Consider the following 25,351-nt stretch of genomic DNA (forward strand, 5'->3'; position numbering starts at 1 on the left):
GGCTGTAGTAGCTCCAGTTCATGCCGAACTGGAATTCCATCACGATGCCGGTCGCGACGCCCATGGCGAAGTTGATGCCGAACAGCGTGCCCCAGAACAGCGTCATCCGGCGCCAGACCGGATTGCCGCTCATCACATAGACGCTCTCCATAATGGCGACCAGGATGGAGAGCCCCAGCGTCAAGGGCACGAAGATGAAGTGATACATGGCTGTCGCTGCAAATTGCAGTCGTGACAGATCGACAATGGTGAAATCAATCATAGACGCCAAACCCGGTCCAATACTGGCGTTGCGCCAGTTTCAAGTTTCCCTAAACGGGCAACCCGAGTCGGGCATTGATTGAAATCAATGCCCCAAGCAGCCCGCGGCGGCTAAAGATGGTGGGATTGTGCTTCGATTGATTTTGCTTTTTCAAGATAAAATCTAAAGTGCGCAACACTTTGTGCTGCAAGAAAAGCAATGGCTATACTGGCATCATTGGTGAACCATCGCAGCCAATGTTACTTCGGAATGTAAGATGAGGCTCGTGTGAAGCAGGCAGGCGAGACATCCGGTCCCCGGATCGCAGCAGGATCGAGCAGGGAAGATCGTTCCGCCCTTGCCACTCTCGCCGGTCATGCGCGGCGAGAACTGGCGATCGCCACCATCCTGCCGCTGGTCTCCGGGGCTCTCCTCGTCGCCCAGGCCTATCTGTTGGCTTCCGTGCTGCATCGGGCCGTGGTGGGAGGAGAGAGCATTGCGGCGCTCGGCAGTCCGATCCTCTTGGTCGCTGTTTTGATCGCCTCGAGGCTCGGACTGGGAGCCCTGGGCGAGCAGGCAGGCATCGTCGCGGCCGAGCGCATCAAATTCGATCTGCGCAGCCGGCTCGCCGCGAAATTGTCGGCCGGTTCGCTGGAATGGTCGGCATCCCGTTCTTCCGGCGCCTTGAGCGCTGCGGTCGTCGACCAGGTCGAGGCGCTCGACGGCTTCTTCGCCCGCTTCCTGCCCGCGAGCATACAGGCGGCCGTGCTGCCGCTGGCCTTTGCCGCGGCGGTGCTTCCGGTCGACTGGGTGGTCGGGTTGCTGTTCCTGCTCACGGCCCCGCTCATCCCGCTGTTCATGGCGCTGGTCGGCTGGGGAGCGGAGGCGGCGACCAAGGCCCAGGCCAATGCGCTTGTGCGGCTGTCTGGGCATTTCGCCGATCGCTTGCGCGGCATGACCACGCTGAAACTTTTCGGCCGGGCCGAGTTCGAGACCAGAGACGTCGAACGGGCGAGCGAGGATCTGCGCCGCCGGACCCTGCGCGTGCTGCGCATCGCCTTCCTGTCCTCTGCCGTGCTGGAATTCTTCGCCGCCCTCGGTGTTGCCGGCGTGGCGCTTTATGTGGGCCTGACCTATCTGGGGCTTGTGGACCTGCGTGGCTCCGCCCTTACCTTGCAGGCGGGCCTGTTCTGTCTGCTGATGGCGCCGGAAGTCTATCAGCCCTTACGCCTGCTCGCCGCCCATTATCACGACAGGGCTTCCGCCAAGGCGGCGATTGCCGAGATCGAGGCACGCTTCGCGGGACTGCCGGAGGCCACCACCGGCCCGGAGCGCCCAGCGCATCTTCCTGCGGCGTCCGGCGGATTGCCGCTCACTGTCGAGCACCTGACCATCGGGGTGCCCGACAGTGAGCGCATCCTGCTCGACGACGTCTCGCTGGAAATCGGAGCGGGCCGGCATCTGGCGCTTTTCGGTGAAAGCGGCATCGGTAAGTCAAGCCTGCTGGAAACGCTGGCCCGGCTGAGACCAGGCGACGGCATCCGCATCGCAGGGCTCGACCTCGCTGCGATCGACGAGGACAGCCTGCGGGCGGGCGTCGCCTTCATCAGCCAGCGCTCGCGCCTGTTCCATGGTTCGATCGCCGACAATATCAGGCTGGGCAAGCCTTCCGCCTCGGCCGCGGAAATCGCGCAGGCGGCGGAACAGGCATGCGTCCTGGATTTTGCCTCGAAACTGCCAGAGGGGCTCGATACCCCGATCGGAGAGGGAGGCGTCGGCCTGTCGGGCGGGGAGGGCCATCGGGTCGCCCTGGCACGCCTGTTCCTGCGTGACCCCGGCCTGATTCTCCTGGACGAGCCGACGGCGCATCTGGATGCCGCCACGCAGGCCCGCGTGCTCGAGGCGCTGGTCGATTTTGCTGCCGGACGCACCATGATCATCGCGACCCATTCGCCCGCCGTGGCCGCTCGGCTGGACGAAGCCTGGCGGCTGGCCGGCGGCAAGCTGCTGCCGATGCCGCATCCTCATGTCGACAGGCAGCAGAAACAGCCGAGGTGGACCGCATGATAGCCTTGCTGTCCTTCTGGCCGCTGTTCCGCCAGCATATCGGCCGCATGGGTCTGGCGCTGTTGTTGGCCGTGCTGACCCTGGCCGCCGGCGTTGCACTGCTCTGGGTCTCGGGCTGGTTCCTGACGGCAGCGGCTCTCACCACAGCAGCGGCGAGTTTCAACCTGTTCGGACCGTCCTCGCTGATCCGGGGGCTGTCCCTGGTGCGGATCCTTTCGCGCTATGGCGAAAGGCTGGTCGGGCACGACGCCACCTTGCGTCTCCTCTCGGCCCTCAGGGGCTGGCTGTTCGCCCGCCTATTTCCCCGTGTTCCCTTGCCCTCCCGCGATCTCAGGCATGGCGATCTCGTCAGTCGCCTCACGGCCGACGTCGATACGCTCGACACGGTCTTCCTGACGGCATTCGGCCCGATCCTCACCGCCTTGCTGATCGGGACCGGCATGACAGTCGGGCTTTTCATCCTGCTGCCGGCCGCTGCTCCGCTCTATGCCATGGCCATGATCCTCGCCCTTGCCGGTGTTCCCACCGTGCTGATCCTGTTCTCACATCGGCTCGGAGCGGAACTGGTGGAAGCCTCCGCCGCCTTGCGTATCGCCATGCTGGATCGCATCGACGGCCATGCCGATCTGGTTGCCTTCGGGGGACTTGCGGCGGCAGGGCAGGAATTCGACAAGGCGGCCAAACGCCTCGCCCGTGCCCGCAGGCGTTCGGCGCGCGCCGGCCTGCTGGCCGCAGCCTCCGTCCAGGCCCTGGCGGGGATCGCCCTTGTCGGTGTGCTCTGGTGCGGCATCGAGGCCTTGCGGCAGGCCGAAATCGGCGGTCCTCTGCTCGTCGGGCTGCTGCTTGCAGTGCTCGCCAGTTTCGAAGCGACGGCCATGCTGGTGCGCAGCGTCGCCAAATTCGGCTCTGCCGTCACATCGGCCGAGCGGGTGCGGGCGATCGCGCAGATGGCGCCGGCGATCAGCGATCCACACCGCCCCGTGATACTGCCGAATGGCGCGCTCAGCGTGAACCAGGTCACTTTCGGCTTCGACCCGGCGCGCCCGGTGCTGTGCGATCTCAGCTTGACCATCTCGGCCGGCGAGCGCGTGGCGATCATCGGCGAAAGCGGCAGCGGCAAGTCGACCCTGCTTGCCTTGCTGCTCAGGCTGCACGATCCCCAGGCCGGTTCGATCGCCATGGGCGGCACGGATATCCGCACCGTACGCCAGGCCGACCTCCACGCGCGGCTCGCCCTATTGAGCCAGAGCGCGCCCGTCTTTCTCGGCTCGGTGCGCGACAATCTGTCGATCGGCCGGGCAGAAGCGAACGACGCCGAACTCTGGGCGGCGCTCGAAGCCGCGCGGATCGCCGATTTCGTGCGGAGCCTTCCCGAAGGGCTCGATGCCTTCGTCGGAGAGGCGGGCCGCACTTTGTCCGTCGGGCAGGCGCGGCGGCTCTGCCTCGCCCGCGTCTTGCTGTCGCCGGCCGACATCCTGGTCTTCGATGAGCCGACCACCGGTCTCGATCGCGCCATGGAGACGGATTTCCTTGCCGATCTCGCAGCCGCCACCCAAGGACGCAGTGTCATCCTGGCTACTCACGCCGAGATCCCGGAAGGCGCGGTCGACAGGGTGCTTGCGCTCGCCGATGGCCGCCTGATGCCCGTGGAACTAACTGGCGGCTAGCCGAAGATGTTCGGGCGACAGGCCGATGCCGGCAATCTCGGCGAGCCGGCCCTCGTGCAGAATTTCGACCAGATGGGCTTCCGGCAGGCGGATCAGCCCCTGCGCCTTCAACCGGGTGAAACAACGGCTGACGGTCTCGATGGTCAGGCCCAGATGGTCGGCGATATCGGTGCGCGACATTGCCAGTTGCAGCCGCCGCCCATGGTGGGGGTGATGGTTGGTCCGGGCATCGAGCATGAGCAGGAAGCCGGCCAGCTTTTCGAGCGGTGCCAGCCTGCCCAGCATGAGCTGACTGTCATGCGCCTGGCGCAAGGCCGCCCTGGTCATGCGATGGAGCCGCTCCCGCAGACTCGGAAACTCGTCCATCAGCAGCTCCATCTGGTTGATGGGAAAGGCGCACAGGCTGGAGGCAACGACGGCTTCGGCCGATTGGGAATGGAAATCGTCATCCACCAGGCCGAGATAGTCGCCCGGCATCAGGAAATCGGTGATCTGGCGCCGGCCATCGGGCAGGTCGGTAAACAGCCGCAGCATGCCGGATGTCAGGCTGTAGACCTTGCGGCAGGGATCGCCCTGGCGCAGCAGCGCCTGATTGGGCTGGAGAAGCACCGGGCTCGTGATGTCTTCGAGGCGGTGAAGATGCTCGTCGGCCATGGCCGTGCAGAGGGCCTGGTGCCGAACCTCGCACGCGCGGCAGGCTCCACAGGCCTTGCGCACAAGCGTGAGAGAAGAGCGAAAACCGGCTGCTGCGCCCATGATGAGAACCAATCGCGTTGCGACCACGTCCATGGGGTAGCAGGTAGGTAGACGCTGAACGACTGGACATTTCGTCCAGTCGGATTGCTTATCAATCGCCTCCACAGGCAGGTTTTCGCATTGTCGGGGCGCCGACCGACCGTGATTGCAGCTACGCCGCTGCGCGCGGGCCGACGGCCTTGCCATGCAGCGAAAGCGCCGCCGTCTTCAGGCAATCGAGATAATGCTGGCGGTTGCGGATGCCGTCCTCGCGCGGGGTCACCAGGCAGAGCGTGGCGGTGCAGCGATCCTGTCCGTCGAAGACGGGCACGGCAAAGCAATGGGTGAAGCTGTCGACAATGCTGTTGAAGGTAAACTCGCCCGCGGCGGCGGCCTGGCGGACTTCGGCGATGAAGTGGCCCGGATCCAGCAGGCTGCCATTGGGCAGACGGAAATCACCGGGCGGAACGAAATCCCGGATCTCCTGGTCGCTCAGATGCGACAGCAGAAGGCGCCCCGACGCCGTCCAGGGAATCGGCACGGCACGCCCGACATCGGAGGAAATCCGGAAAGGCCTGACGCCCTCCTTCATGCGGACGACCGTATATTTGTTGCCATCCAACATGCAGAACTGGGCGGTCTCGCGCGTCTCCGCCGCAATCTGGGCCAGGACCTTGTCGCATTCGCGCATGAAATCGAAATGGTCCTCATAGGCCGCGCCGAGGAAATAGAGCTTGCGGCCGAGATAGACCCGGCCCTCGCCATCGGCATATTCGAGAATACCGTTGCGCAAGAGAAGGTTGACCAGTTCGTAGACCGATGAGCGCGGCGCCCCGATCCGGGCAGCGATCTCGTTGGGCTTGGTCGGCTCGCGCTTCATGCGCAGGAAATCGAGAATTTCGAAGGCACGATCAAGCCCGCGTGTGCGCCTGGCAATACCTTCGTCGCTGATTGAATCCATTTCCTATCCTACCTGACCCGCTCGAGCGGGCTGCCCGCCGCCGTTGTTTCACTGATGAACGTTACGGCACGCATCAATGCAAGCCTCAAACCGCTCGTTTCAGCAACGATATTTCGGATGGCGGCTGCAACGCCTTCAAAAATTTCGCCACCTGCTTGTCAGCCTCGAAAAACCACCTATAGTTCGCGCTGTCCGATATTGTGACCATATGTACAGTATATTGTACATCATGCAAGAGCCAAGGCTGCGAACAAGGCCCGCTGGCTCACAAGAGGGGAACGACATGATCAAGACTTCTTTGCTGCGGAAGCTTACCGATCGGCGCGCCTTGATGGCGGGAGTAGGGCTCGCCGTACTGGCCTTCGCGGCCACGGCCGGCGTGGCTCAGGCTGCCTCGAATTGCGTCAAAGGCGATCGCAAGGCGCCTTATCGCATCGGCTGGGCCAACATCTACTCCGTACCGACCTGGATGAAGCAGACGGAAGGCACCATCGTCAGCGAAGTCGACGCGCTCAAGAAGGAGGGGCTGGTCAAGGACCTGATGATCACCGACGCCCAGGGCAATGCCCAGACCCAGATCCAGCAGATCCAGTCGATGATCGACGCCAACCTCGATGCCATCATCGTCGAGGCCGGTTCGTCCACGGCGCTTGACCGCGTCGTCTCCGATGCCTGCGCCAAGGGCATTGCCGTGATGAATTTCGACAGCCTCGTCGACACCGACAATCTTACCGCCAAGATCAACACGGATTCGCTCGAATGGGGCAAGCAGGCCGCCGAATGGATGGTCAAGCAGCTCGGCGGCAAGGGCAAGATCATCATCATGAACGGCCCGGCCGGCGTCTCGGTCAGCGACGATCGCCGCAAGGGTGCCCAGCCGGTGCTCGACGCCAATAAGGGTCTTGAAATCATCACCGAGACCAATACCGAATACAATGTCGCACCGGCCCAGGAAGCGATGACCAGCCTGCTCTTCGCCAATCCGCAGATCGACGGGGTGCTGTCGCTCGGGGGCGCCCTGTCGGCCGGCTCGGTGCTCGCCTTCGACCGCCAGGGCCGCGACCAGGTACCGACCACCGGCGAGAACGCCCGCCAGTTCCTGGAACTGTGGAAGGAGAAGAAGCTGAAGGGCTGGGGCACCATGCAGCCCAATTGGCTCGGTGCCTTCTCGGTCTATGCGGCGGTCCAGGCCTTGCAGGGCAAGACCATCCCGGCCAAGGTCAAGGTGCCGCTGCCGGTGATCGACGACAGCAATATCGACTCCTATCTCGCCCGCGCCGACAAGTTCCCGGCGGATGGCTACATCTACTCCGACTATGACCGCGCGCTCTTCGACAAGCTGCTGGCGCAGTAGACGTCGAGGTTCGCACGGAGAGTTTGTTTCATGAGCGATCGTCCGCCTTTGCTGGAAGCCCGCCAGGTCCTGAAGGGCTTCTACGGCAATCCGGTACTGAAGGGTGTCAGCATCACGTTGCGCCCGGGCCGGGTCCATGCCCTGCTGGGCGAGAACGGCGCCGGCAAGTCGACCCTGATCAACCTGTTGTCCGGTGCCCTGGCACCGGACGGCGGCGAGATCGTGCTCGACGGCAAGTCCCTCACGCGTTTCAGCCCCGATCTCGCCCGCAAGGCCGGGATCGCGGTGGTGCAGCAGGAACTCAGCCTCACGCCGGAGCTTTCCATCGCCGAGAATATCGGCCTCGGCGCCTATCCCCGCCGTTTCGGCCTGGTGGACTACCAGGAACTGCAGCGGAGGGTCGCGGAGGTCTGTGGCCTTGTCGGCCTGACGGAAGCGCCCGACACCCTGGTCGGCGACCTCGCGCTCGGCCGCCGCCAGATGGTGGAGATTGCCAAGGCGCTGTTTCGCCGCCCGCGCGTGCTGATCCTGGACGAGCCGACTTCCTCGCTGTCGGGCCATGAGGCCGGCATCCTGGCGGGATTGATCGGCAGGCTGTGCGAAGAAGGGCTGGCGCTTCTCTACATCTCGCATCGCCTCAACGAGGTGCGGGCCCTGTGCTCGCATGTTACGGTGCTGAAGGACGGCGTTGTCACGGCCGACCAGCCGCTCGCCGGCGTCGACGCCGAGGGACTGGTACGCCTGATGGTGGGGCGCGATGCCGGCGACCTCTTCCCGGCCTGGACACCGCGGAGCATCGGCGAGGAACGCATCCACCTTCAGGGCTTTTCCGCCGGCATGGTGCGCGACGTCGATTTCAGCGCTCGCTCGGGCGAGATCGTCGGTATTGGCGGCCTGGTGGGGCAGGGCCAGGAGGATTTCCTGCTTGGGCTCTATGGCGCCATGCCTGCTTCGGCTCGCAGCGCCCATCTATGCGGCAGGTCGGGCCTGTTCACCACGGTGGGGGCCGCCAACGACGCGGGCCTTGCCTATGTGCCCGCCGACCGCAAGAAGGAGGGGCTGATCCTGCCCCATTCCATCGCCTCCAACCTGTTGCTGCCTTCGCTCGACCTGCAGGCGCGGCGCGGGCTGCGGGACAGCGGCCGCGAACGCTCGCTGGTCGCGGAGCTTGCCAGGCGCCTCACCATCAAGGGCGACACCGAGCGCCCGGTCCAGGCCCTGTCCGGCGGCAACCAGCAGAAGGTGGCACTGGCCAAATGGCTGCCGCTCGATCCTTCGGTGCTGCTGCTCAACGATCCCACGCGCGGCGTCGATATCGAGACCAAGCGGGAGATCTATCTGATGCTCCAGGGCTTCGCCGCCGACGGCAAGCTGGTGATCCTGTTGAGCTCGGATACGCCCGAACTCGTGCATCTGTGCGACCGGGTGGTGGTGTTCAGCGAGGGGCGGGCGGTGTCCGCGCTCGAGGGCGATGCCATTTCCGAGGAAGCCATCGTCGGCTCCGCCATGGGCGTCTCCAACCGGGAGGTCGCGGCATGAGCGGCACTGTCTCCTCATCCAAGCTCTATTGGGCAGTCCAGCGCCGCCGCAATCGCGGCCTCGGCGGTCTCTACGTGGTCGTCGCCGTCTTCCTGCTGCTCTATGCCTGGCTCTTTCCCGGTATTCTGAGCCTCGGTGGCTTTTCCAAATTCACCCAGAACTGGTTCCCGCTCGCTTTGGTCACCATGGCGCAGGCCCTGCTGATGCTGAATGGCGGCATCACCCTGGCGGTCGGGCCGATGGTGAGCCTCGGCGCCGTGATCGCCGCCACGACCATGGGCGGGCCGGCGGGCTCGGTCGGCGGCATCCTGCTGGTGGCCCTGGCCGGGCTGGCGATCGGCAGCCTGATCGGCGTGATCGTCGCCTATCTGCGCCTGCCGGCCATCATCGTCACGCTCGCCGGTTCCTTCATCATCACCGGCGTGGCCCTGCTGATCCTGCCGCGGCCCGGTGGCTTCGTGCCGCCCTGGTTCTCCGAATTCCTGGCCGGCGACGGACCGACGGCCTTCATCCTGCTCCTCATCGTGCTGGTGGCCTGGAAGCTGTTCCTGGCCACGCCGACCGGCCTCGGCATCTATGCTGCCGGCGACAATCCGGTCGGCGCCTATCGCTCGGGCGTGCCGGTGGAAAGGGTGAAGGTGATTTCCTTCGCCGTCTCCGGCCTCCTCGCCGTCCTCGCCGGCCTCTTCGTGGCAGCCCAGACCGGATCGGGCGACCCCGTCATCGGCAATCCCTTCACGCTGAATTCGATCGCCGGAGCGGTGCTGGGCGGCGTCGGCTTTCTCGGCGGCAAAGGCACCATGCGTGGCGCCATCTGCGGCAGCTTGCTGCTCTCGGTGATGATCAATGTGATGTTCTTCCTCGGCTTCCCCCCGGTCGCCCAATATGTCGCCCAGGGCCTGATCATCGTCGGGGCCGTGGCCATTCCCGAACTCTCCGCGCGCTGGAGGAAGAAATGAGCGGCCTCGTCACGACCGTCAGGGGGCTGTTCAGGAACCCGGCGCTGCTCACTTTGATCCTGGTGGCGCTGGTCTGGCTCGTCGCCAGCTTCAGCCTGCGCGGCTTCGGCGCCTATGGCCATCTGCGCTATCTCCTGGAACTGGCCGCCGTGATCGGAATCGTGGCGGCGGGGCAGACCTTGGTGATCATCATGGGCGGCATCGACCTCTCGGTCGGGGCCGTGATCACCGTCACCGCGATCATGCTGCCGCTGATCTCGCCGGGCTGGGACGCCACCGGGCTGATCGGCATCGTCGGCGCCTTGGCGATAGCCACCGGTATCGGCCTGGTGAACGGCGCCGGTGCCGCCTTCCTGCGCGTACCGCCGATCATCATGACCCTGGCGATGGCGACCTTCCTGCAGGGCCTGCTGGTGATCGTCGCCGGCGGCAGCGCGGTTTCCGTCACCAACAAGGCCGTGATCTGGCTGGGCTCGGCGCGGCCGCTGGGCATTCCCGCCGGCATCATCCTGTGGATCCTCGTCTCCGTCGCGGTGCTCATCCTGCTGCATCGCATGCCGATGGGCGTGCGTTTCCTGGCCCTTGGGGCCAATCCGGTGGCGGCGCGGCTGTCGGGCGTGAGCGTCACCCGCAACACGCTGCTGCTCTATGCTCTGTCCGGCTTCTTTGCAGGCCTCGCCGGCACGCTGATCCTCGGCATGAACCGGCAGGGCTATGTCGGCATCGGCGATCCCTATCTGCTGATGTCGATCGCCGCGGTGGTGCTCGGCGGCACCTCCATTCTCGGCGGCAAGGGCAGTTATGCCGGCACCATCCCGGGCGCCATCCTGCTGGTGACTACCACGGCGCTGATCACGGTGGTGAACGCCTCGCCTGGCTGGCGCTCGATCATGTTCGGTTCGCTCATTCTGGCCCTGCTGCTGATCTCGGGGCGTGAGGCGCGCCGATGACCGCTCTCTATGGCGGGCCGGTGATCGACCCGCATCATCACCTCTGGGATCTGTCGCTGGGGCGCCACCCCTGGCTGCGCCCGCCGGAACGGGAAGAAAGGGAAATGGTGTTCGGCAGCCTGGCGCCGATCCGCCGCGACTACGGCGTCGCCGACTATCGCGCCGATGCCGCCGGTCAGAACATCGTCGCCACCGTGCATGTCGAAGCGGGCTGGTCTTCCGAATACCCCTTGGAGGAAAGCCGCTGGCTCGAAAGCCTCGACAGGCGTTCCGGCGTGGCGCGGCGCATCGTGGCTCGCGTGCCACTCGATCGTCCCGACGCTGCGGTGCTGCTGGAGGCGGAAGCGGCAAACGACCTGGTCGTCGGCATCCGGGATATCGTCAGCTGGCACCCCGAACCCGCCAAGAGCTTTGCCCGTTCGAAGGACCTGATGGGCGATCCGCGCTGGCGCGACGGCCTGCGCCAGGCGACGCGGCTCGGCCTGTCCTTCGACCTCATGCTGTTTCCCTGGCAAATGACGGAAGCCCTGCGTCTGGTTGCAGATTTTCCCGATACGATCTTCGTGCTCGACCATTGTGGCAGCCCGGCTGACCGCAGTCCGGAGGGCATGACGCTGTGGCGGCGGGGCCTGCAAGCTTTGGGGCGAGCCGACAATGTCCTCGTCAAGATCTCGGATCTCGTTGCCTATGACAATGACTGGAGCCTCGACAGCCTGAGGCCGGTGATCGAACACTGCATCGCCTGTTTCTGTCCGGGGCGTGCCATGTTCGCCAGCGATTTCCCGGTTGCCGGGCTGCATGCCAGCTTCGCGGAGGTCTACGAGGCCTTTCGAACCGTTGCCTCCGAATTCAGCGCGGATGAACAGCGGGATCTCTTCTTTGCCACCGCCGACCGGGTCTACCGCCTCGGCCTCGATAAAGCTGCTACCAGCGAAACCTGATCCATGTCCGACCTTCATCTTTCCCTCGATGCCATCGATGACCGCATGCGCGGCTTTCCCGCCGGCCATGCTCCCTTGCCGCTCGCCGAAATCGGCCGGCAGGGCTGGAAGCCTTATGACGGCACCATGTCGCTGCCGCTGATGTCGCTCGACCGCCCGGCCTTCGATGGCAATGTCGCTTTGATGATGCGCTATGTCCGCGACCATGGCGTCGCCATCGCCCCTCATGCCAAGACGCCGATGTCGACTGATATCGCCAAGGAACTGCTCGAGGCCGGAGCCTGGGGTATGACGGTCGCCGATATCCGCCAGGCTTCGGTCCTGCTCAAGGCCGGTTTCGATCGGCTGATCCTGGCCAATGAGATTGGGGGCAAGGCCGCTGCTCGGCGGCTTGCGGCCTTGCTCGCCGGGCATCCGCAGGCGCAGATGCATGTTTTCGTCGACTCGGCCGAATTGGCTGACAGCCTGCTGGAGATCTGGCAGGCGCGGGATGACCTGCCACCCCTCGGCCTGCTGCTGGAGGTCGGTGCCGGACGGGCCGGAGCAAGGACGATCGAGGCCGCACAGGCCATTCTCGATGCGATCCTCGCCGGTGAGAATGCAGGCATCAGACTGAGCGGCATCGGTGCCTATGAAGGCGCCGCGGCGACGGCGGATCCGGAGGAAAGCATCCGCCGCATCGACGAATTGATGGCCCTGACGGTCGAGACCCACCACCTCGTCCGGAATCGTGTAGGAACGGAACGGCCGCTGATCCTGACGGCCGGCGGCTCGGTGTTCTTCGACCGGGTCATCGCGGGCCTCGGGCTGGCCTATAAGGGAGATGCCGCCACGACGCTGGTCCTGCGCAGCGGCGCGATCTTCTTTCACGATCACGGCGTCTATGAGCGCGGCCTCGCCGCCCTGGATGGCCGATCCGGCTTTGAACTCTCGGGAGAAACCATCAGCGCTTCCAGGGGCTTCAAGCCGGTTCTGCGCGTATGGGCTGAGGTTCTGTCACGCCCCGAGCCTGACCTGGCGATCTGCGGCATGGGCCTGCGCGACGTCGCCATCGACCAGGGGCTGCCTCGTCCATTGGCGCTCTATCGCGAGGGACGCCGTATCGGCGCCCTCGATGCGGCGGCAGTTGCCCGGCTCAACGACCAGCATGCCTTCGTCACGACCGGCGGTGGGGATCTGCGCATCGGCGATGTCATCGAGTTCGGCCTGTCGCATCCCTGCACCTGCCTCGACCGGCATGCCCTGGTCTATGGACTCGATGTCGATGGCACGGTGATCGGCGCTTTCGCCACCTCCTTCGGCTAGAACCTCGAAGGGTTCATATTTTTACGATCTTACAAAGGATTATGATAAAATGATCATGCGACATCAGAAGGGCTCGCGCATGAGCCAGGCCGTCAGCTATGCCGGTCTCGTCCATATTGCCGGCCAGGTCGCAGATGACCGCAAGGCCGGCATAGAAGCCCAGACGCTGGACGTGCTTTCCAAGATCGAGGCCCTGCTCAAGGAAGCCGGCACGGACCGCTCGCGCCTTCTGGCCGTCAATGTCTTCCTGCCGGCCATCGTCGACTTCGACGCCATGAACGGCGTCTATGATGCCTGGATCGACCCGGCCAATCCGCCGGCGCGCGCCTGCGTCGAGGCCCGGCTCGCCGATCCGGACCTGCGGGTCGAGATGACGGCCATCGCGGCCCTGTAGAAAGCACTCCGCCATGCATAGCGGCCTCGCCCATCCCCTCGATTTCGACGCCGATGGCCGCCAGAGCGGCTATCTGAGCATTCCCTATTCCGTCGATCGTTCGCCCTATTACCAGATCAGGATACCGATCCTGCGGGTTCGGAACGGGCCGGGGCCGAGCCTCCTCCTGATGGCCGGCAATCATGGCGATGAATATGAGGGCGAACTGCAGTTGGCGCGCCTCATGCGCCGTCTCGATCCGGCGGCGATGCGCGGCAGCGTCACCGTCCTGCCGGCGGCCAATCTTCCGGCGGTGATGGCGGCCAGGCGGTGCTCGCCCTTCGACGGCGGCAATCTCAACCGGGCCTTTCCCGGCGATCCCGTGGGAACGCCGACCGCCCGGCTCGCCCATTTCCTCGAGCATGAACTGTTCCCGCGCCACGAGGTGCTGCTCGACATTCATTCCGGCGGCACCTCCATGGCGCATCTCCACTGCGCCCTGATCGAGCGCCAGCCGGACGAGGAGCGCTCCACCCGCGCCAAGGCCCTGCTCAGGGCGATGGCGCCCAGCCATGCCTTCATCGCGGATAATGGTTCGCGCTCGCCGACATCCATGGGCGCCGCCATGCGGGCGGGCATCATCGGCCTCAGCGGCGAATTCGGCGGCGGCGGCACGGTGACGCCGGCCAGCATGGCGTTCACGGCACGAGCGATCGACAATCTGATGCTGGCGCTCGGCATCATCGACCGTCCCTTGCTGGGTGGCGATGTCACCGCCAAGCCTGGCTTGCAGCTGCTGTCGCTTTCGCGCCATAGCCAGGGCATCTATGCCACGCACCGCGGCTGGTTCGAGCCGGCCGTCGAGCTCGGGGCTCGGGTTGCGGCCGGCGACCTTGCCGGCTGGTATCACGATCTCGAACGCCTGGAACAGCCCGAGGAAGCCCTCCGCTTCGCCGAGGGCGGCATCGTGATTTCACATCGGCTGCATTGCGACAGCCAGGCCGGTGACTGCCTGATGCAGGTGGCCGAACCGATCGAGGATTGAAGCGTTTTGCGATTTGGCGGAATCGCCAAGAGGCGTAAACACGTCGAGGCAAAGGGCATAGGCAAGGTAGCGTTTCTTCCCAACGCTCCTTGCTCCAGAAAGGACCAGGCGTCATGGCCGATACACTCATCCGGGGCGCGCGCATCATCGACGGCACGGGAGCCCCCTGGTATCGCGGCGACGTGCTGGTTTCGGGCGGCGCCATTGCCCGCATCGGCCAGGACCTCAAGGCTGATGACGACGCCACGATCGTCGATGCGGCCGAGCGCTATCTCGCACCCGGTTTCATCGACGCCCATTGCCATGACGACCTCATCTTCCTGCGCGAGCGGAACCGGCCCGAAAAGGCGCTGCAGGGCGTCACCAGCATCGTGGTCGGCAATTGTTCCTTCTCGCTCTACCCGGCCGTGCCGGCTTCGCGCGAGAACCTGCGGCTGCATTTCTCCGGCCTGCTCGGCGAGACCCTGGACAGCGAGATCTTCGCCGACCTCGACGGCTATCGCCGGGCACTGACCGGGGAGGGTATCGCGCTCAACCTGGTGTCGCTCGTCGGCCATGCCGCGCTACGCCTTGCAGTGATGGGACATGAGCGCCGCCCGGCAAGCCCGGCTGAGATCGAGGCGATGTGTGCCCTGCTCGCCACCCAGCTCGACCAGGGCGCCGCAGGCCTGTCGCTCGGTCTCGTCTATCCGCCGAGCGCCTTTGCCGAAGAGGACGAACTCTTCGCGCTGGGGGACACCGTGCGCAGCCGCGGCAAGGTGCTCGCAGCCCATGTCCGTTCCTACGAGGCTGGCCTGATGGACGCCATCCGCGAGTTCGGCGGCATTCTCAGGCATTCCGGTTCGGCGGGCCTGCTGTCGCATCTGCAATCGGCCGGACGGCCGAACTGGGGCCAGATCCCCGCGGCGATCGAACTGCTGGAAGGCATGCGCTGCGAGGGCATCGACATCAGCTTCGACATGTATCCCTATCCGGCCGGCAGCACCTGGCTCCTGCAATTGCTGCCGCCCGCCGCCATGGATGGCGGGCTCGACGGCCTCAAGGCCCGGCTCGCCGATCCCGAAAAGCTCGCCACCCTCCGCGAATGGGTCGAACATGGCGGCCCGGCTTTTCATGGCCAGAGCAAGGTATCGCTGATCGGCTGGGGCAATGTCCGCCTATCCGCCGTCGGCAGCGCCGAGCTCAAACATCTGGAAGGCCTCGACATGGAGAAAGCGGCGGGTGAGCTCGGCGTCACGCCTTTCGACCTGATGCTGCGCTTCATCGAGGAGGACGACGGCCAGACCGGCATCATCCTGTTCCAGCTCGACGAAGACGATCTGCATGCCGCCTGCTGCCATCGCCTCTACATGGCGGGCTCCGATGGCCTGCCGCGCCCGGGTTCCAAGCCGCATCCGCGCGCCTTCGGCACCTTCCCGCGCATTGCCGGGCCGCTCCGGCGCGACAAGGACTGGTTCAGCCTGGAGGATGCCGTGCGCCGCATGACCTCCGTGGCCGCGCAGCGCTTCCAGCTCGCCGATCGCGGCCTGGTCCGCCCGGGGCTCGCCGCCGATCTCGTGCTGTTCGAGGACGCCATCACCGACCGGGCGACCTTCGAGAACTCGACGCAATTGCCGACCGGCATTTCCCATGTCTGGGTGAATGGGGGGACCGTGGTTGCCGAGGGCCGCCAGACGGGCGAGCGGCCGGGCAAGGTGCTCTAAGTCGTGCCGTCTTTCGACGCGATGGCAGTGACGGCAGCGCGAACCCAATCGAGCCTTTTCGCCGGTATCAGGCCGTAATTGTAGAAATTGATGCCTTCTGCACCGGCGGCTACGGCCGCCTCAACCCGCGCGACCAGGTCGGCGGCACCGCGGTTTTCCGGATAGAACACCCGGAAACCGGCCCCCAGGAACTTGCCGGGAGGCAGGGCCCTGCGGCCGGCGGCGAGCACTTCGCCGATCTCGGCGGGCGTCATGTCGTAGCAGCACAGAATGAGGCCATCGCATATCCCGCCCACGGCGGCATGGTCCACGCCGCCGAGCCAGCCATCCTTGAGGTCGATCAGCACGATCTTGGTGGCAGGATCGGCCTTTTGCCGGATCTCGCGGATCAGGCTGGTCACCGGTTCGCTGCGCCAAGTCAGGAAGGCGTGGAGATCGGGCCAGGCCCTGAAGGCATCGATGCCGGCAGCCGGAAAATCGGGAAATTGCCGCTCCGGGATTTCGCGTTCACAGAGGTCGGCGATGAAGCGCCGCACGATCTCGCGCGCCGCTCGCCCGTCGACGCCGTCGCGAGAGGCCCTTGCCAGGCAATGCTCGCAAAAGCACAGCGACAGCAGGAAGTCATCCTCTGCATTCAGGCCGACGCCGTCCTTCTCATGGTGGTATTCATGCGCAAACCCCATGAAGTTCGGGCTTTCGAGCTCCAGCATGTCCGGCTTGTAGTTGCGCGTGACGTCCTCGACCAAGGTCACCACATAGTCGCGCGCAGCCGGACTCGACGGGCAGAGATTGTAGTAATTGGGGTTGCCGAAGGCATTGCGCGTGACATGGCCGGGATGGAGCATGCCAAGCCTGGTATTGTGCAGGCACACCGTCCAGCAGGAGACGCGTGGACCGCCAAGGGCGCGCTGCTCGACCAGGGCTGCCAGCATGTCGCCGCGCTCGGCGAGGTTTTGCGCCATCAGCGGCCGGATTTCCTTGTCCTGCCAGAGCCGTTCATCCGGCCTGAAATAGACCGTGCCGTCCTCGGGGAAGTAGGCTTTTCCAACAGGGCTGCGTGGCTGCAGGAAGCGGCCGGCGTGATAGGATGTCGCCAGCGAGATCGTATTGAGCCCGGCGCGCTCCCTCAGATCCGCGACGGTGCCAGCCAGCCCCTGGTCCTGGATGTCCCAGGGATAGGTCCACATGGATAGATGCATGGTCGCTCCGCCATAACGCTCTGCGATTTGACGAATCTATCGGAAATCGCAAAGACATTTAAAAACAAACGGTTATGGCGTGATGCTCTTACCTTGATGCACGCCTTGTCCTGGATCGAATCGGTTCGTCTGACAATAGAATTCAGGCCTCGCGGGAACCAAGCGGAATATGCCGCCGGCAGCGAAACGCCGCAGGATTCCGAGAGCGCGGCAAGGCCGCATCGCGCCGCCCGCACGAACTCGATTGCTCAAGCCTTGGCCTGAGTCGATCGTTTCAGGAACGGGGGACACAGCAGATAGAGCAGGGCACCCACCAGCCAGGCCCAGCCGCTCCAGGACGCCAGGGAGGCGACGTAGATCGCGGTGAAGAGCAAGGGGCCGATGATGGACGTCAGGCTGGTAAGGGCAGACAGCGATCCCTGCAACTGGCCTTGATGGTTCTCGCCAACCTCCCGCGACAACATCGCCTGCAGGGCGGGGGCGCCGATGCCCCCTGCCGCCAGGGGGATCATGATGGCGAAAGCCATCCAGCTTTGCGAGGCGAAGGCCAGCAGCACATAGCCGAGCGCGTCGGCGGACATGCCGAGGATGACGGCGCGATTTTCGCCGAGCCGCTGGGCCAATGGGCCGGTCACGAACCCCTGGGCGATGGCGTGGAGAATGCCGAAGGCGGCCAGGGACAGCCCCACCGTGCTCGTATCCCAATGGAAGCGGCTTTCACCGAACAGGACCCAGATCGACCCAGGCACCTGGCCGACCAGTTGCATGACGAAGAACACCGCCATCAGGGCCATCACCACCGGCAAGCCATGCACCCAACGGAAGGAGGCGATCGGATTGAAGGCAGTCCGGGAGAGAGGCCGGCGCTCGCCTTGATGGGTTTCAGGCAGGAGCAGGAGAGCGAGCAGCCCGTTGAGACCGTTCAGGCCGGCAGCCATCAGGAAGGGGGCATGCGGGGAAAAGCCCCCGAGCAGGCCACCGAGGGCGGGGCCGCCCACCAGGCCGAGGCCGAAGAACGCGCTCATCAGGCCGAAGCGCCGTGCACGCCGATCTTCCGGCGTGATGTCGGCGATCGCAGCGCCAGCCACGGCCGCCGTCGCGCCGGTGATGCCCGCAACGGCGCGGCCGACATAGAGCACCCACAGGACGGGTGCCGTCGCCATGATGGCGTAGTCGATGGTCGCGCCCGCCAGCGAAGCAAGCAGCACCGGGCGGCGGCCGAAACGGTCCGACAGGGCCCCGAGGGCGGGCGAGCACAGGAACTGCATCAGGGCATAGATCGCCAGCAGCACACCATAATGTCCGGCTACCGCATCGGTATGGACGAGAGTGCGCAAGAGCTCGGGCAAGACCGGCATGACCAGGCCGATGCCGATGGCATCCAGGGCCCCGACGCCCAGTATGAGGGGCAAGGCGAATTTGCTTGTCATGGAAACAGACAATCGGTCCGGGTTAAAATTTATCAGTGATAAGTGATGCCATCAAACTTATCATTGATAAATAGTCAAGGCCGAATTTGCGCGCCGGCTTACTGAATCGGGACCGATGGGGTAGGTATCATGACTGCATCGCCGTGCGGGAGATGGAATCTCCTGAGATGGTGCATGGAAGGACGCCATGGCGAAACTACAGCGCGAGAAGGTCATCCGAGCTGCCCTCGATCTCCTGAACGAGGTCGGTGTCGATGGCCTGACCACCCGCAGGCTGGCCGACCATCTCGGCGTGCAGCAGCCGGCGCTCTATTGGCATTTCAAGAACAAGCGGGCGCTGCTCGATGCCCTGGCTCATGCCATGCTCGCCGAACGGCATACGCATGCGGTGCCGCGGCCCGAAGATGATTGGTGTTCCTTCATCACCGGTAACGCCCGCAGTTTCAGGCAAGCCTTGCTTTCCTATCGCGACGGTGCGCGCATCCATGCGGGTACCAGGCCCAACGGAGCGGAAACCGCAAACGCAGAGGCGCAGTTGCGCTGCCTGACCGAGGCCGGGTTCACCCCGGCCGACACCACCTATGCGCTGATGACCATCAGCTATTTCGTGGTCGGCTCGGTGATGGAGCAGCAGGCGGCGCATGCGGACAGGACCGAGCGCGCTGACCTGCCTCTTCCGGCAGCGACGTCGCCTTTGCTGGCCGAGGCCATGGAAACGTTCGATCGGGAGGGTCCCGACACGGCCTTCGAACGGGGACTGGGCTTCATCATTGCCGGGCTGAAGGAGAAATTGCAGCGATGAATGCGATCGAGCAGGGGCGTGCCCTGCGCCGGCTTCGCCTGCTCAAGGGTATCAAGCAGAGCCACCTCGCCGAATTGCTCGGTGTCGACCAGGCCAGCATTTCGCGTTGGGAAAGAGGGAGCGCGCCATTGGGGCAGGAGCGCTGGCTGGCCGCCCTGGATCTGCTGGCGGTATCCCCGACGCCGGCCGAAGATGCCGCCTTGAAACGCCTGGTGGCCTCCTCCGGCGCCAAGGTTCACCTGATCTGCGACCATAGTCATCGCCTGCTGGCGGCTTCCCTGCCGCGGCAGGGCGAATGGCACGCCGATTTGACCGAACTGCTCGGCAGGTCGCTGCTCCGCTATGCCTCCGATGACATCCTGGCGGCGGAAGAGGGGCTCGCGGCCCGCGGCTGGCATGAAGGCTGCCTTTCTTCGCTGACGCTGGAGACCGGAGCCAATCACGACCCCGTCCTGCCGATCGAGCCGAGCCTGGTGCTATGGGAGCGGGTGACGCTGGCCGATGGCAGGGCCGGACGGCTGGTCACCACCATCGGCTGATATGCCCCTGCATATTTTATGCATGGCCGGGACAGCCTGCGATCACTAGTCGTAAGGCCGAATTGTTAAGGGCGGGTGGCCACGATGACGATCCTGGTAACGGGCAGTGCCGGACATCTGGGCGAGGCCCTGATGCGTACCTTGCGCATAGCGGGCCAGCCCGCCATCGGGCTCGACATCAAGGCCTCACCCTTCACCGATGCCGTGGGTTCGATCGGCGATCGCGATTTTGTTCAGCGCCTCCTGCCGGGTGTGCGCTCGGTTCTCCACGCGGCCACGCTGCACAAGCCGCATGTGGCGACCCATGCCTATCAGGATTTTCTCGGCGTCAATGTCCAGGGAACGCTCGCGCTGCTCGAGGCTGCCTCAGCCGCCAGCGTCGAATCCTTCGTCTTCACCAGCACGACCAGCACCTTCGGCTCGGCCCTGACGCCGGCAGCGGGCGAACCGGCGGCCTGGATCACCGAGGACGTTATCCCGATCCCCAAGAACATCTATGGCGCCAGCAAGGTCGCGGCGGAGACGCTGTGCGAGCTCTTTGCCCGACGTCATCGCCTGCCCGTCATCGTGCTGCGCACCTCGCGCTTCTTCCCGGAAGCCGATGACGATGCTCAGATGAGGCAGCGTTACGGCACCGACAACGCCCAGGCCAACGAATTGCTCAACCGGCGCTGCGACATCCAGGATGTGGTCGATGCCCATCTGGTGGCGGCGGAGAGGGCGTCCTCGCTGGGCTTCGGCCGCTACATCGTCTCGGCGACGACGCCTTTCGGGCCGGAGGATTGTGCGGCGCTGCGGGCGGATGCGCCGGGGCTCGTGCATCGCCTGTTTCCCGATTGCGCCGAGCTCTATGCTGCCAGGGGGTGGACACTGTTTCCGCAGGTGGATCGCATCTATGTCAATGCCCGAGCACGGGCGGAGCTCGGCTGGCATCCGCGCTACGATTTCCGGCACATGCTCGACTGCCTGCGCGAGGGCCGGGACTTCCGCAGCCCGCTCGCCAGCGAGGTCGGCAGCAAGGGCTATCACGACAGGGATTTTTCGGAAGGGCCGTATCCGGTCCATGATTGAGCGGCCGGACAGACGAGGCTCTTCCGGAGGCGCGAATGACCACGCCTCCGGAAAACGGTCTCTACCAAGCCACTACAAGCCGGCGAGCCAGGCCTTGGCCTGCTGGACATCGGCCTGCGTCAGGCCATGGCCGGTGGGTAGGGTCTCGTGGCGCACGGCCGCACCGCGTTCCCTCAGAAGAGCGGCCAGCGTACCGGCATCGGCAGCCGGCACGATCGGATCGGCCGCACCGGAAAGCATCAGCACCGGCTTGCCCGCCAAATTCGCCGGCGGAGCCGACCGCAAGGGCGTCATCGGTCGGAGCAGCGCCGCCCCGGCCAGGGCCTGCGGGTGCAGCAGCAAGAGCGCCGCGGCGATATTGGCACCATTGGAAAAGCCCAATGCGACCGGCGCCCCGAGGCCGTAAGCCTCACGCGCCTCCGCAATGAAGCCAGCCAGCTCGGCTGCCCGCCGGCGCAGATCCTCTTCATCGAACACGCCTTCGCTCAGGCGCCGGAAAAACCGGGGCATGCCGGCTTCCAATACCTTGCCGCGCGGGGAGATGAGGGCGCTGCCGGGCGCGACCAGCTCGCCCAGGCCGATGAGATCGTTCTCGTCGCCGCCGGTGCCGTGCAGCAGCAGGAGAGGCGGGCGCTTCGTGTCCAGTCCCGGAACGAAGCGGTGGATATGCGACAATTGGGTTGTCGTGGTCATGGCGATTGCCTCCTCGATCGAGGGTGATGGGGATGTGCGACGCTCCTGCCCTACCGAGACAGGGCGTCGCGGGAAAAGTGCTTTAGGTCGCGCTTGGCTCGAGGCGTGGCAGGGTGGCTTCCAGGGCCGAACGACGGGCTTCGAGGAAGGAAGGCAGTTTCAGGGCTTCGCCGAGCGTCGACGCCGGCTCGTCCACGGCAAAGCCGGGGACATCGGTCGCGATCTCGAACAGGACATGGCCGGGTTCCCGGAAATAGACCGAGCGGAAATAGTTCCGGTCCTTCTGCTCCGTGGTGCGGATGCGGTGGTTCTGGGCAAGCTTGCGCACCATTGCAGCCTCCTCGGCATCATCGGCTGCACGAAAGGCGATGTGATGCACCGAGCCGCCACCGAGGCGGGCCGGCAGGTAACCGCCTGCCTCATTGATATCGACGATGCTGCCGGCTCCACCGTCTGGCACGCGATATCGCACCAGGCTGCCCTCGCGCCCGACCTCGCTGAAGCCGAAGACATCGGTGAGGATGGCGCCGGTCGGAGCTGCCTGCGCCAGCAGGAGGTTGACACCGTGGAACCCGCGGATGGCGGCATCGGCGGGTATGCCGGCACCATTCCATCCAGCTTCGTTCTCGATGCCGGGCACGGCGACGAGCGCAAGGCGCATGCCGTCCGGGTCCTGGAAGGACAGCAGCGGCTCGCCAAAGCGACGGGTCAGCGGCTGATGGGCAACGCCGTTCTCGACGAAGCGCCGCGTCCAGTAGTCGATCGAGCCTTCCGGCACCCGAAACACGGTTTCCTGCGTCTCGCCGAGGCCGATACGGCCTGGCGCGACATGCTCCCAGGGAAAGAAGGTCAGGATGCTGCCCGGATGGCCGGCTTCGTCGCCATAATAGAGATGATAGGTGCCGGGATCGTCGAAATTCACGGTCTTCTTGACCAGGCGAAGGCCAAGTATGCGGGTGTAGAAATCGAGATTGCGCTGGGCGGGGCCTGCAATGGCCGTGACGTGATGGATGCCTTTACCGCTCATGGCGAAACTCCTTTCGGTTGGGAACGCCGGTTCCCTCGCCAATGAGATAGGTCCGATAGGGTGGGAATTGCCATTGCGCTGGCGCAATGAAATGGTTGGGCGCAGCGCTATTGAATTGTCGAAGCGAAACGTAATATAGCTGGGAAATGGGTTGAAGGTGTCGCCAGGGAATTTGTGGTGGGGGACGGTTTTCCGAATTTAGCCTGGGACGATTTGCGTCTGGTGAAGGCGATCGCCGATACGAGGAATCTGCCGGCAGCAGCCGCGCGCATCGGCATCGACCATTCGACGGCCTTCCGGCGATTGCGCCAGATCGAACAGACGCTGGGCGTCACCCTGTTCGAGAAACACCGTACGGGCTACACGCTGACTTCGGCGGGCGAGGAAGTGGCGGGGCTGGCCGACCGCGTCGACGAGGACATCGTCTCGGTCCTGCGCAGGCTTGCCGGCAGCGAACTCGACCTTGCCGGCGAACTGCGCATAACCACCAACGACACCTTGCTCGTCGAATTGCTGACGCCGCTGCTCGCCCGGTTCACACAGGCCTATCCGGGCATGCGGCTCGATATGATCCTGTCGAATGCCGCGTTGAATTTGTCGAAACGGGACGCCGATGTCGCCATTCGTGCCTCCGACGCACCGCCGGACACGCTGGTCGGCCGACGCGTCGCCCGCATCGGCTGGGCACTCTATGGCAGGGCTGAGGATTTCCCCGAGCCCGGCCTGCCGGATCTGGAGACACTGCATCGCCGGCGCTGGGTGGCGCTCGGCGACAATCTCGCTACGCTCAAGGCGGTGCGCTACGTCAAGTCTCACATCGCGCCGGAGCGTATCGTCTATCGCGTCAACTCCGTGCTCGGCCTCGCGGAAGCCGTCGAGGCGGGCATCGGCATCGGTCATCTGCCCTGTTTCATCGCCGGAACCCGGCCGGGGCTGCGGCGTATTGGACCGGTCAATCCGGAGTTCGGGGCGGACCTCTGGCTGCTTACCCATCCCGATCTGCGCGATGCCCCGCGCATCCGGGCGTTCCTCGATTTCCTCGCGGCCGATATCGTGCGGCGGCGTGCTTTCATTGAAGGCGGCTGACACCGCGGCAGTGATTTGGCCAAGACATCGGGCTGGCGTCATTGCAGCGTTAAAACGTCCTCTCGAAGGATGGGAGTGGCAGCCTCCGACTGACATCTCGAAAGCCAGGCACTTGCAGTCCGATAAGATGTCGGCCAGAGGCTGATACGCCGCATATCCTGCGCTCCCTCCTGCAACCGCAACCGTCGTGCTACGTCCTGGTAATCGAGACACCGCCGTCGGCCAGCAGGGCCGTTCCCGTCACGAAGCTCGACAGGTCCGAGACCAAATAGAGCGCGGAACGGGCGATCTCCTCGGGGGTGGCCAGGCGCTTGAGGGCGTGCAATCCTTCGACGAAGGCGCGCGCTTCCGGCGTGTTGGAGACGCTCCGTCCCATTGGCGTATCGGTGCCGCCAGGCAACAGCGCATTGGCCCGAATGCCCTTGGCGCTGTATTCGGCGGCGATCACCTGGGTGAGGCCGACCAGGCCGGCCTTGCTGGCGGCATAGGCGGCCATGCCGGGAAAGCCGACGGTATGGCCGACAAAGGTCGAGGTGAACACCAGGGCACCGCCACCGCGCCCCAGCATGGCGGGAATCTGATGCCGGGCCGCGAGGAAGGCACTGGTCAGGTTGACCTCGAGCGTATCGCGCCAGCTTTCCAGGGAGATTTCAGTCAGCGGTGCCATATCGCCGGTGGTGCCGGCGTTGTTGAAAGCGATGTCGAGCCCGCCGAAACGCTGCTGGGCGGCCTCGACCAGGGCGATCTGGTGGTCCTCGTCCTGGATGTTGCCGGGCACCGCAACAGCTTTTCCGCCGGCAGCCGCGATTTCGGCCGCGACCTTGTCGAGAGCATCCCGACGGCGACCCGACAGGATGACGGCGGAACCTTCGGCGGCAAACAGGCGTGCCGCCGCTTCGCCGATACCCGAGCTGGCACCGGTGATGATCGCAACCTTGTTTTCGAGTGCAGACCTCATGTCTTGAACCTCCAATTCGCTTGGGAGGTTCTTGTTGTCCGCACATGGCCCAATCGCGACCCGTTTTCTCTGGTCTGGCGGAGTTCGGCCAGTTCGTTGTTTCCTGGGAAATCGCCAAGCGAAAGAACGAGCGGCAAGAGTGGTTGCTTCCATCCACCCATCGGCATACTCCCGCCGATGCGATCAAAGCCCGAGAATGAACCCATGGCTTCTCTTCACTGCCAACTCAGACGGATCGGTGCCATCCTGCTTGCGGGTCTTGCAGGCGGATTGTCGGCCACTTCCGTCCTTGCGAGCGGACAATTGCCGCCGCGTCCGGTTCCGGCCCAACATTTCGCTGACTTCGAGACCTGCCTCGAGCATTTGAAGGCCGTTCAGAGGGCCGATATGGCGGGAATGGCCGAGGGAGCGGTTGCCGATGGCGAAAACCGTACGCGCCAGAAACTGGTCGACGGCAACGGCATCGTGCGTGTCGGGGAGCAAAACGCACGCTACCAGGCTCGTGTCGGCAACCAGTTCCGCGTCACCGACCGCCAAAAGGGCGTCATCGAGACGACTTTCAGCTATGAAGACACCACCCTCGAATGCCGGGGCGGCGAACTCACGGGAAGTGTGACCTCGGGCTATATGTTGCCGGGCATGGAACCATTGCCCGACGCCGCCAAGCCGCAGTGATAGCGCCCCAGGGTAAATAGCGCATCGACCG

At 64.9% G+C, this 25,351-nt stretch carries 24 protein-coding genes; 16 read left to right on the forward strand and 8 right to left on the reverse strand.

The features are described from left to right. Window positions 1-262, reverse strand: a 262-nt coding sequence (locus QM672_RS20640; protein ID WP_415084786.1) for a cytochrome ubiquinol oxidase subunit I, incomplete at its 3' end; no start/stop codon positions are given. Between the two features lie 267 nt (window positions 263-529). Here QM672_RS20640 and cydD point away from each other — a divergent pair. Both cydD and cydC read left to right on the forward strand, forming a co-directional pair. Beyond that, on the forward strand, window positions 530-2,308 hold the full coding sequence (cydD, locus tag QM672_RS20645; RefSeq protein WP_415084788.1) for a thiol reductant ABC exporter subunit CydD: 1,779 nt from the start codon (window positions 530-532) through the stop codon (window positions 2,306-2,308). Then, the gene (gene cydC / locus QM672_RS20650) at window positions 2,305-3,975 is read left to right on the forward strand and encodes a thiol reductant ABC exporter subunit CydC (protein ID WP_415084790.1); all 1,671 of its coding nucleotides are present in this window, start codon (window positions 2,305-2,307) and stop codon (window positions 3,973-3,975) included. Before cydD ends, cydC begins: the two co-directional genes overlap by 4 nt. Here the strand turns inward: cydC and QM672_RS20655 are convergent. Together QM672_RS20655 and QM672_RS20660 are read right to left on the reverse strand one after the other, a co-directional pair. Beyond that, window positions 3,961-4,731, reverse strand: a complete 771-nt coding sequence (locus QM672_RS20655; protein ID WP_311938301.1) for a helix-turn-helix domain-containing protein — start codon at window positions 4,729-4,731, stop codon at window positions 3,961-3,963. The genes cydC and QM672_RS20655 overlap by 15 nt on opposite strands. A gap of 151 nt (window positions 4,732-4,882) precedes the next feature. Next, window positions 4,883-5,671 carry an IclR family transcriptional regulator gene (locus QM672_RS20660; protein ID WP_311938302.1) on the reverse strand — a complete coding sequence of 263 codons (789 nt, stop codon included), beginning with the start codon at window positions 5,669-5,671 and terminating at the stop codon, window positions 4,883-4,885. 283 nt (window positions 5,672-5,954) lie between these two features. Between QM672_RS20660 and QM672_RS20665 the strand changes: the two genes are divergently transcribed. The 9 genes from QM672_RS20665 to QM672_RS20705 all read left to right on the forward strand — a co-directional run bounded on the left by QM672_RS20665 (window position 5,955) and on the right by QM672_RS20705 (window position 15,840). Continuing rightward, window positions 5,955-7,025: an ABC transporter substrate-binding protein gene (locus tag QM672_RS20665; protein WP_367622662.1), complete on the forward strand. Its 1,071-nt coding sequence runs from the start codon at window positions 5,955-5,957 to the stop codon at window positions 7,023-7,025. Window positions 7,026-7,055: 30 nt separating this feature from the next. Beyond that, window positions 7,056-8,564: a sugar ABC transporter ATP-binding protein gene (locus QM672_RS20670; protein ID WP_415084794.1), complete on the forward strand. Its 1,509-nt coding sequence runs from the start codon at window positions 7,056-7,058 to the stop codon at window positions 8,562-8,564. Next, the gene (locus QM672_RS20675) at window positions 8,561-9,523 is read left to right on the forward strand and encodes an ABC transporter permease (RefSeq protein ID WP_415084796.1); all 963 of its coding nucleotides are present in this window, start codon (window positions 8,561-8,563) and stop codon (window positions 9,521-9,523) included. The genes QM672_RS20670 and QM672_RS20675 overlap by 4 nt, the downstream gene beginning before the upstream one ends. Further along, window positions 9,520-10,473, forward strand: a complete 954-nt coding sequence (locus QM672_RS20680; protein WP_415084798.1) for an ABC transporter permease — start codon at window positions 9,520-9,522, stop codon at window positions 10,471-10,473. The genes QM672_RS20675 and QM672_RS20680 overlap by 4 nt, the downstream gene beginning before the upstream one ends. Then, window positions 10,470-11,414: an amidohydrolase family protein gene (locus QM672_RS20685; protein ID WP_415084800.1), complete on the forward strand. Its 945-nt coding sequence runs from the start codon at window positions 10,470-10,472 to the stop codon at window positions 11,412-11,414. Before QM672_RS20680 ends, QM672_RS20685 begins: the two co-directional genes overlap by 4 nt. A 3-nt stretch (window positions 11,415-11,417) precedes the next feature. Continuing rightward, complete coding sequence (locus tag QM672_RS20690) at window positions 11,418-12,719, forward strand: alanine racemase (RefSeq protein WP_415084802.1); 1,302 nt, start codon at window positions 11,418-11,420, stop codon at window positions 12,717-12,719. Between the two features lie 49 nt (window positions 12,720-12,768). After that, window positions 12,769-13,113 (forward strand): RidA family protein, encoded by a 345-nt coding sequence (locus QM672_RS20695; protein WP_415084804.1) that lies wholly within the window; start codon window positions 12,769-12,771, stop codon window positions 13,111-13,113. A 13-nt stretch (window positions 13,114-13,126) separates the two neighbouring features. Beyond that, on the forward strand, window positions 13,127-14,137 hold the full coding sequence (locus tag QM672_RS20700) for a succinylglutamate desuccinylase/aspartoacylase family protein (protein WP_415084806.1): 1,011 nt from the start codon (window positions 13,127-13,129) through the stop codon (window positions 14,135-14,137). Window positions 14,138-14,250: 113 nt separating this feature from the next. After that, window positions 14,251-15,840: an N-acyl-D-amino-acid deacylase family protein gene (locus QM672_RS20705; protein WP_415084808.1), complete on the forward strand. Its 1,590-nt coding sequence runs from the start codon at window positions 14,251-14,253 to the stop codon at window positions 15,838-15,840. On the opposite strand, the gene QM672_RS20710 is transcribed toward QM672_RS20705, so the two are convergent. Further along, a complete protein-coding gene (locus QM672_RS20710; RefSeq protein WP_415084810.1) occupies window positions 15,837-17,039 on the reverse strand; it encodes a hypothetical protein in 1,203 nt (400 codons plus the stop codon). The genes QM672_RS20705 and QM672_RS20710 overlap by 4 nt on opposite strands. 248 nt (window positions 17,040-17,287) lie before the next feature. Further along, on the reverse strand, window positions 17,288-18,469 hold the full coding sequence (gene tet, locus QM672_RS20715) for a Tet(A)/Tet(B)/Tet(C) family tetracycline efflux MFS transporter (protein WP_415084812.1): 1,182 nt from the start codon (window positions 18,467-18,469) through the stop codon (window positions 17,288-17,290). 187 nt (window positions 18,470-18,656) lie between these two features. On the opposite strand from tet, the gene tetR reads away from it, so the two are divergent. From tetR to QM672_RS20730, 3 genes are all read left to right on the forward strand, one after another. Beyond that, on the forward strand, window positions 18,657-19,271 hold the full coding sequence (gene tetR / locus QM672_RS20720; RefSeq protein ID WP_415084814.1) for a tetracycline resistance transcriptional repressor TetR: 615 nt from the start codon (window positions 18,657-18,659) through the stop codon (window positions 19,269-19,271). Then, window positions 19,268-19,810 carry a helix-turn-helix domain-containing protein gene (locus QM672_RS20725; RefSeq protein WP_415084816.1) on the forward strand — a complete coding sequence of 181 codons (543 nt, stop codon included), beginning with the start codon at window positions 19,268-19,270 and terminating at the stop codon, window positions 19,808-19,810. The genes tetR and QM672_RS20725 overlap by 4 nt, the downstream gene beginning before the upstream one ends. An 84-nt stretch (window positions 19,811-19,894) precedes the next feature. Continuing rightward, entirely contained in the window at window positions 19,895-20,881 is a 987-nt protein-coding gene (locus QM672_RS20730) for an NAD-dependent epimerase/dehydratase family protein (protein WP_415084818.1), read from the forward strand. 72 nt (window positions 20,882-20,953) lie between these two features. On the opposite strand, the gene QM672_RS20735 is transcribed toward QM672_RS20730, so the two are convergent. Both QM672_RS20735 and QM672_RS20740 read right to left on the reverse strand, forming a co-directional pair. Further along, entirely contained in the window at window positions 20,954-21,574 is a 621-nt protein-coding gene (locus QM672_RS20735; RefSeq protein ID WP_311938325.1) for an alpha/beta hydrolase, read from the reverse strand. Window positions 21,575-21,656: 82 nt separating this feature from the next. Then, window positions 21,657-22,601 (reverse strand): ring-cleaving dioxygenase, encoded by a 945-nt coding sequence (locus QM672_RS20740; protein WP_415084820.1) that lies wholly within the window; start codon window positions 22,599-22,601, stop codon window positions 21,657-21,659. A gap of 177 nt (window positions 22,602-22,778) precedes the next feature. On the opposite strand from QM672_RS20740, the gene QM672_RS20745 reads away from it, so the two are divergent. After that, entirely contained in the window at window positions 22,779-23,687 is a 909-nt protein-coding gene (locus tag QM672_RS20745) for a LysR family transcriptional regulator (RefSeq protein ID WP_415084822.1), read from the forward strand. A gap of 190 nt (window positions 23,688-23,877) precedes the next feature. On the opposite strand, the gene QM672_RS20750 is transcribed toward QM672_RS20745, so the two are convergent. Then, window positions 23,878-24,645 (reverse strand): SDR family oxidoreductase, encoded by a 768-nt coding sequence (locus QM672_RS20750; RefSeq protein ID WP_415084824.1) that lies wholly within the window; start codon window positions 24,643-24,645, stop codon window positions 23,878-23,880. A gap of 204 nt (window positions 24,646-24,849) precedes the next feature. Here QM672_RS20750 and QM672_RS20755 point away from each other — a divergent pair, with 204 nt between their 5' ends. Next, window positions 24,850-25,320 carry a hypothetical protein gene (locus tag QM672_RS20755; RefSeq protein WP_415084826.1) on the forward strand — a complete coding sequence of 157 codons (471 nt, stop codon included), beginning with the start codon at window positions 24,850-24,852 and terminating at the stop codon, window positions 25,318-25,320. The last annotated feature ends 31 nt before the right edge of the window (window positions 25,321-25,351 follow it).

The sequence above is a fragment of the Labrys sp. (in: a-proteobacteria) genome (genome assembly GCF_047605565.1).
GTDB lineage: Bacteria > Pseudomonadota > Alphaproteobacteria > Rhizobiales > Labraceae > Labrys > Labrys neptuniae.

What these genes read in the sequence shown, in the direction of transcription:
- cydC (WP_415084790.1), top strand. Translation starts at nt 2,305, where the DNA reads ATGATAGCCTTGCTGTCCTTCTGGCCGCTGTTCCGCCAGCATATCGGC.
- QM672_RS20655 (WP_311938301.1), bottom strand. Translation starts at nt 4,731, where the DNA reads ATGGGCGCAGCAGCCGGTTTTCGCTCTTCTCTCACGCTTGTGCGCAAG.
- QM672_RS20660 (WP_311938302.1), bottom strand. Translation starts at nt 5,671, where the DNA reads ATGGATTCAATCAGCGACGAAGGTATTGCCAGGCGCACACGCGGGCTT.
- QM672_RS20665 (WP_367622662.1), top strand. Translation starts at nt 5,955, where the DNA reads ATGATCAAGACTTCTTTGCTGCGGAAGCTTACCGATCGGCGCGCCTTG.
- QM672_RS20670 (WP_415084794.1), top strand. Translation starts at nt 7,056, where the DNA reads ATGAGCGATCGTCCGCCTTTGCTGGAAGCCCGCCAGGTCCTGAAGGGC.
- QM672_RS20675 (WP_415084796.1), top strand. Translation starts at nt 8,561, where the DNA reads ATGAGCGGCACTGTCTCCTCATCCAAGCTCTATTGGGCAGTCCAGCGC.
- QM672_RS20680 (WP_415084798.1), top strand. Translation starts at nt 9,520, where the DNA reads ATGAGCGGCCTCGTCACGACCGTCAGGGGGCTGTTCAGGAACCCGGCG.
- QM672_RS20685 (WP_415084800.1), top strand. Translation starts at nt 10,470, where the DNA reads ATGACCGCTCTCTATGGCGGGCCGGTGATCGACCCGCATCATCACCTC.
- QM672_RS20690 (WP_415084802.1), top strand. Translation starts at nt 11,418, where the DNA reads ATGTCCGACCTTCATCTTTCCCTCGATGCCATCGATGACCGCATGCGC.
- QM672_RS20695 (WP_415084804.1), top strand. Translation starts at nt 12,769, where the DNA reads ATGATCATGCGACATCAGAAGGGCTCGCGCATGAGCCAGGCCGTCAGC.
- QM672_RS20700 (WP_415084806.1), top strand. Translation starts at nt 13,127, where the DNA reads ATGCATAGCGGCCTCGCCCATCCCCTCGATTTCGACGCCGATGGCCGC.
- QM672_RS20705 (WP_415084808.1), top strand. Translation starts at nt 14,251, where the DNA reads ATGGCCGATACACTCATCCGGGGCGCGCGCATCATCGACGGCACGGGA.
- QM672_RS20710 (WP_415084810.1), bottom strand. Translation starts at nt 17,039, where the DNA reads ATGCATCTATCCATGTGGACCTATCCCTGGGACATCCAGGACCAGGGG.
- tet (WP_415084812.1), bottom strand. Translation starts at nt 18,469, where the DNA reads ATGACAAGCAAATTCGCCTTGCCCCTCATACTGGGCGTCGGGGCCCTG.
- tetR (WP_415084814.1), top strand. Translation starts at nt 18,657, where the DNA reads ATGGCGAAACTACAGCGCGAGAAGGTCATCCGAGCTGCCCTCGATCTC.
- QM672_RS20725 (WP_415084816.1), top strand. Translation starts at nt 19,268, where the DNA reads ATGAATGCGATCGAGCAGGGGCGTGCCCTGCGCCGGCTTCGCCTGCTC.
- QM672_RS20730 (WP_415084818.1), top strand. Translation starts at nt 19,895, where the DNA reads ATGACGATCCTGGTAACGGGCAGTGCCGGACATCTGGGCGAGGCCCTG.
- QM672_RS20735 (WP_311938325.1), bottom strand. Translation starts at nt 21,574, where the DNA reads ATGACCACGACAACCCAATTGTCGCATATCCACCGCTTCGTTCCGGGA.
- QM672_RS20740 (WP_415084820.1), bottom strand. Translation starts at nt 22,601, where the DNA reads ATGAGCGGTAAAGGCATCCATCACGTCACGGCCATTGCAGGCCCCGCC.
- QM672_RS20750 (WP_415084824.1), bottom strand. Translation starts at nt 24,645, where the DNA reads ATGAGGTCTGCACTCGAAAACAAGGTTGCGATCATCACCGGTGCCAGC.
- QM672_RS20755 (WP_415084826.1), top strand. Translation starts at nt 24,850, where the DNA reads ATGGCTTCTCTTCACTGCCAACTCAGACGGATCGGTGCCATCCTGCTT.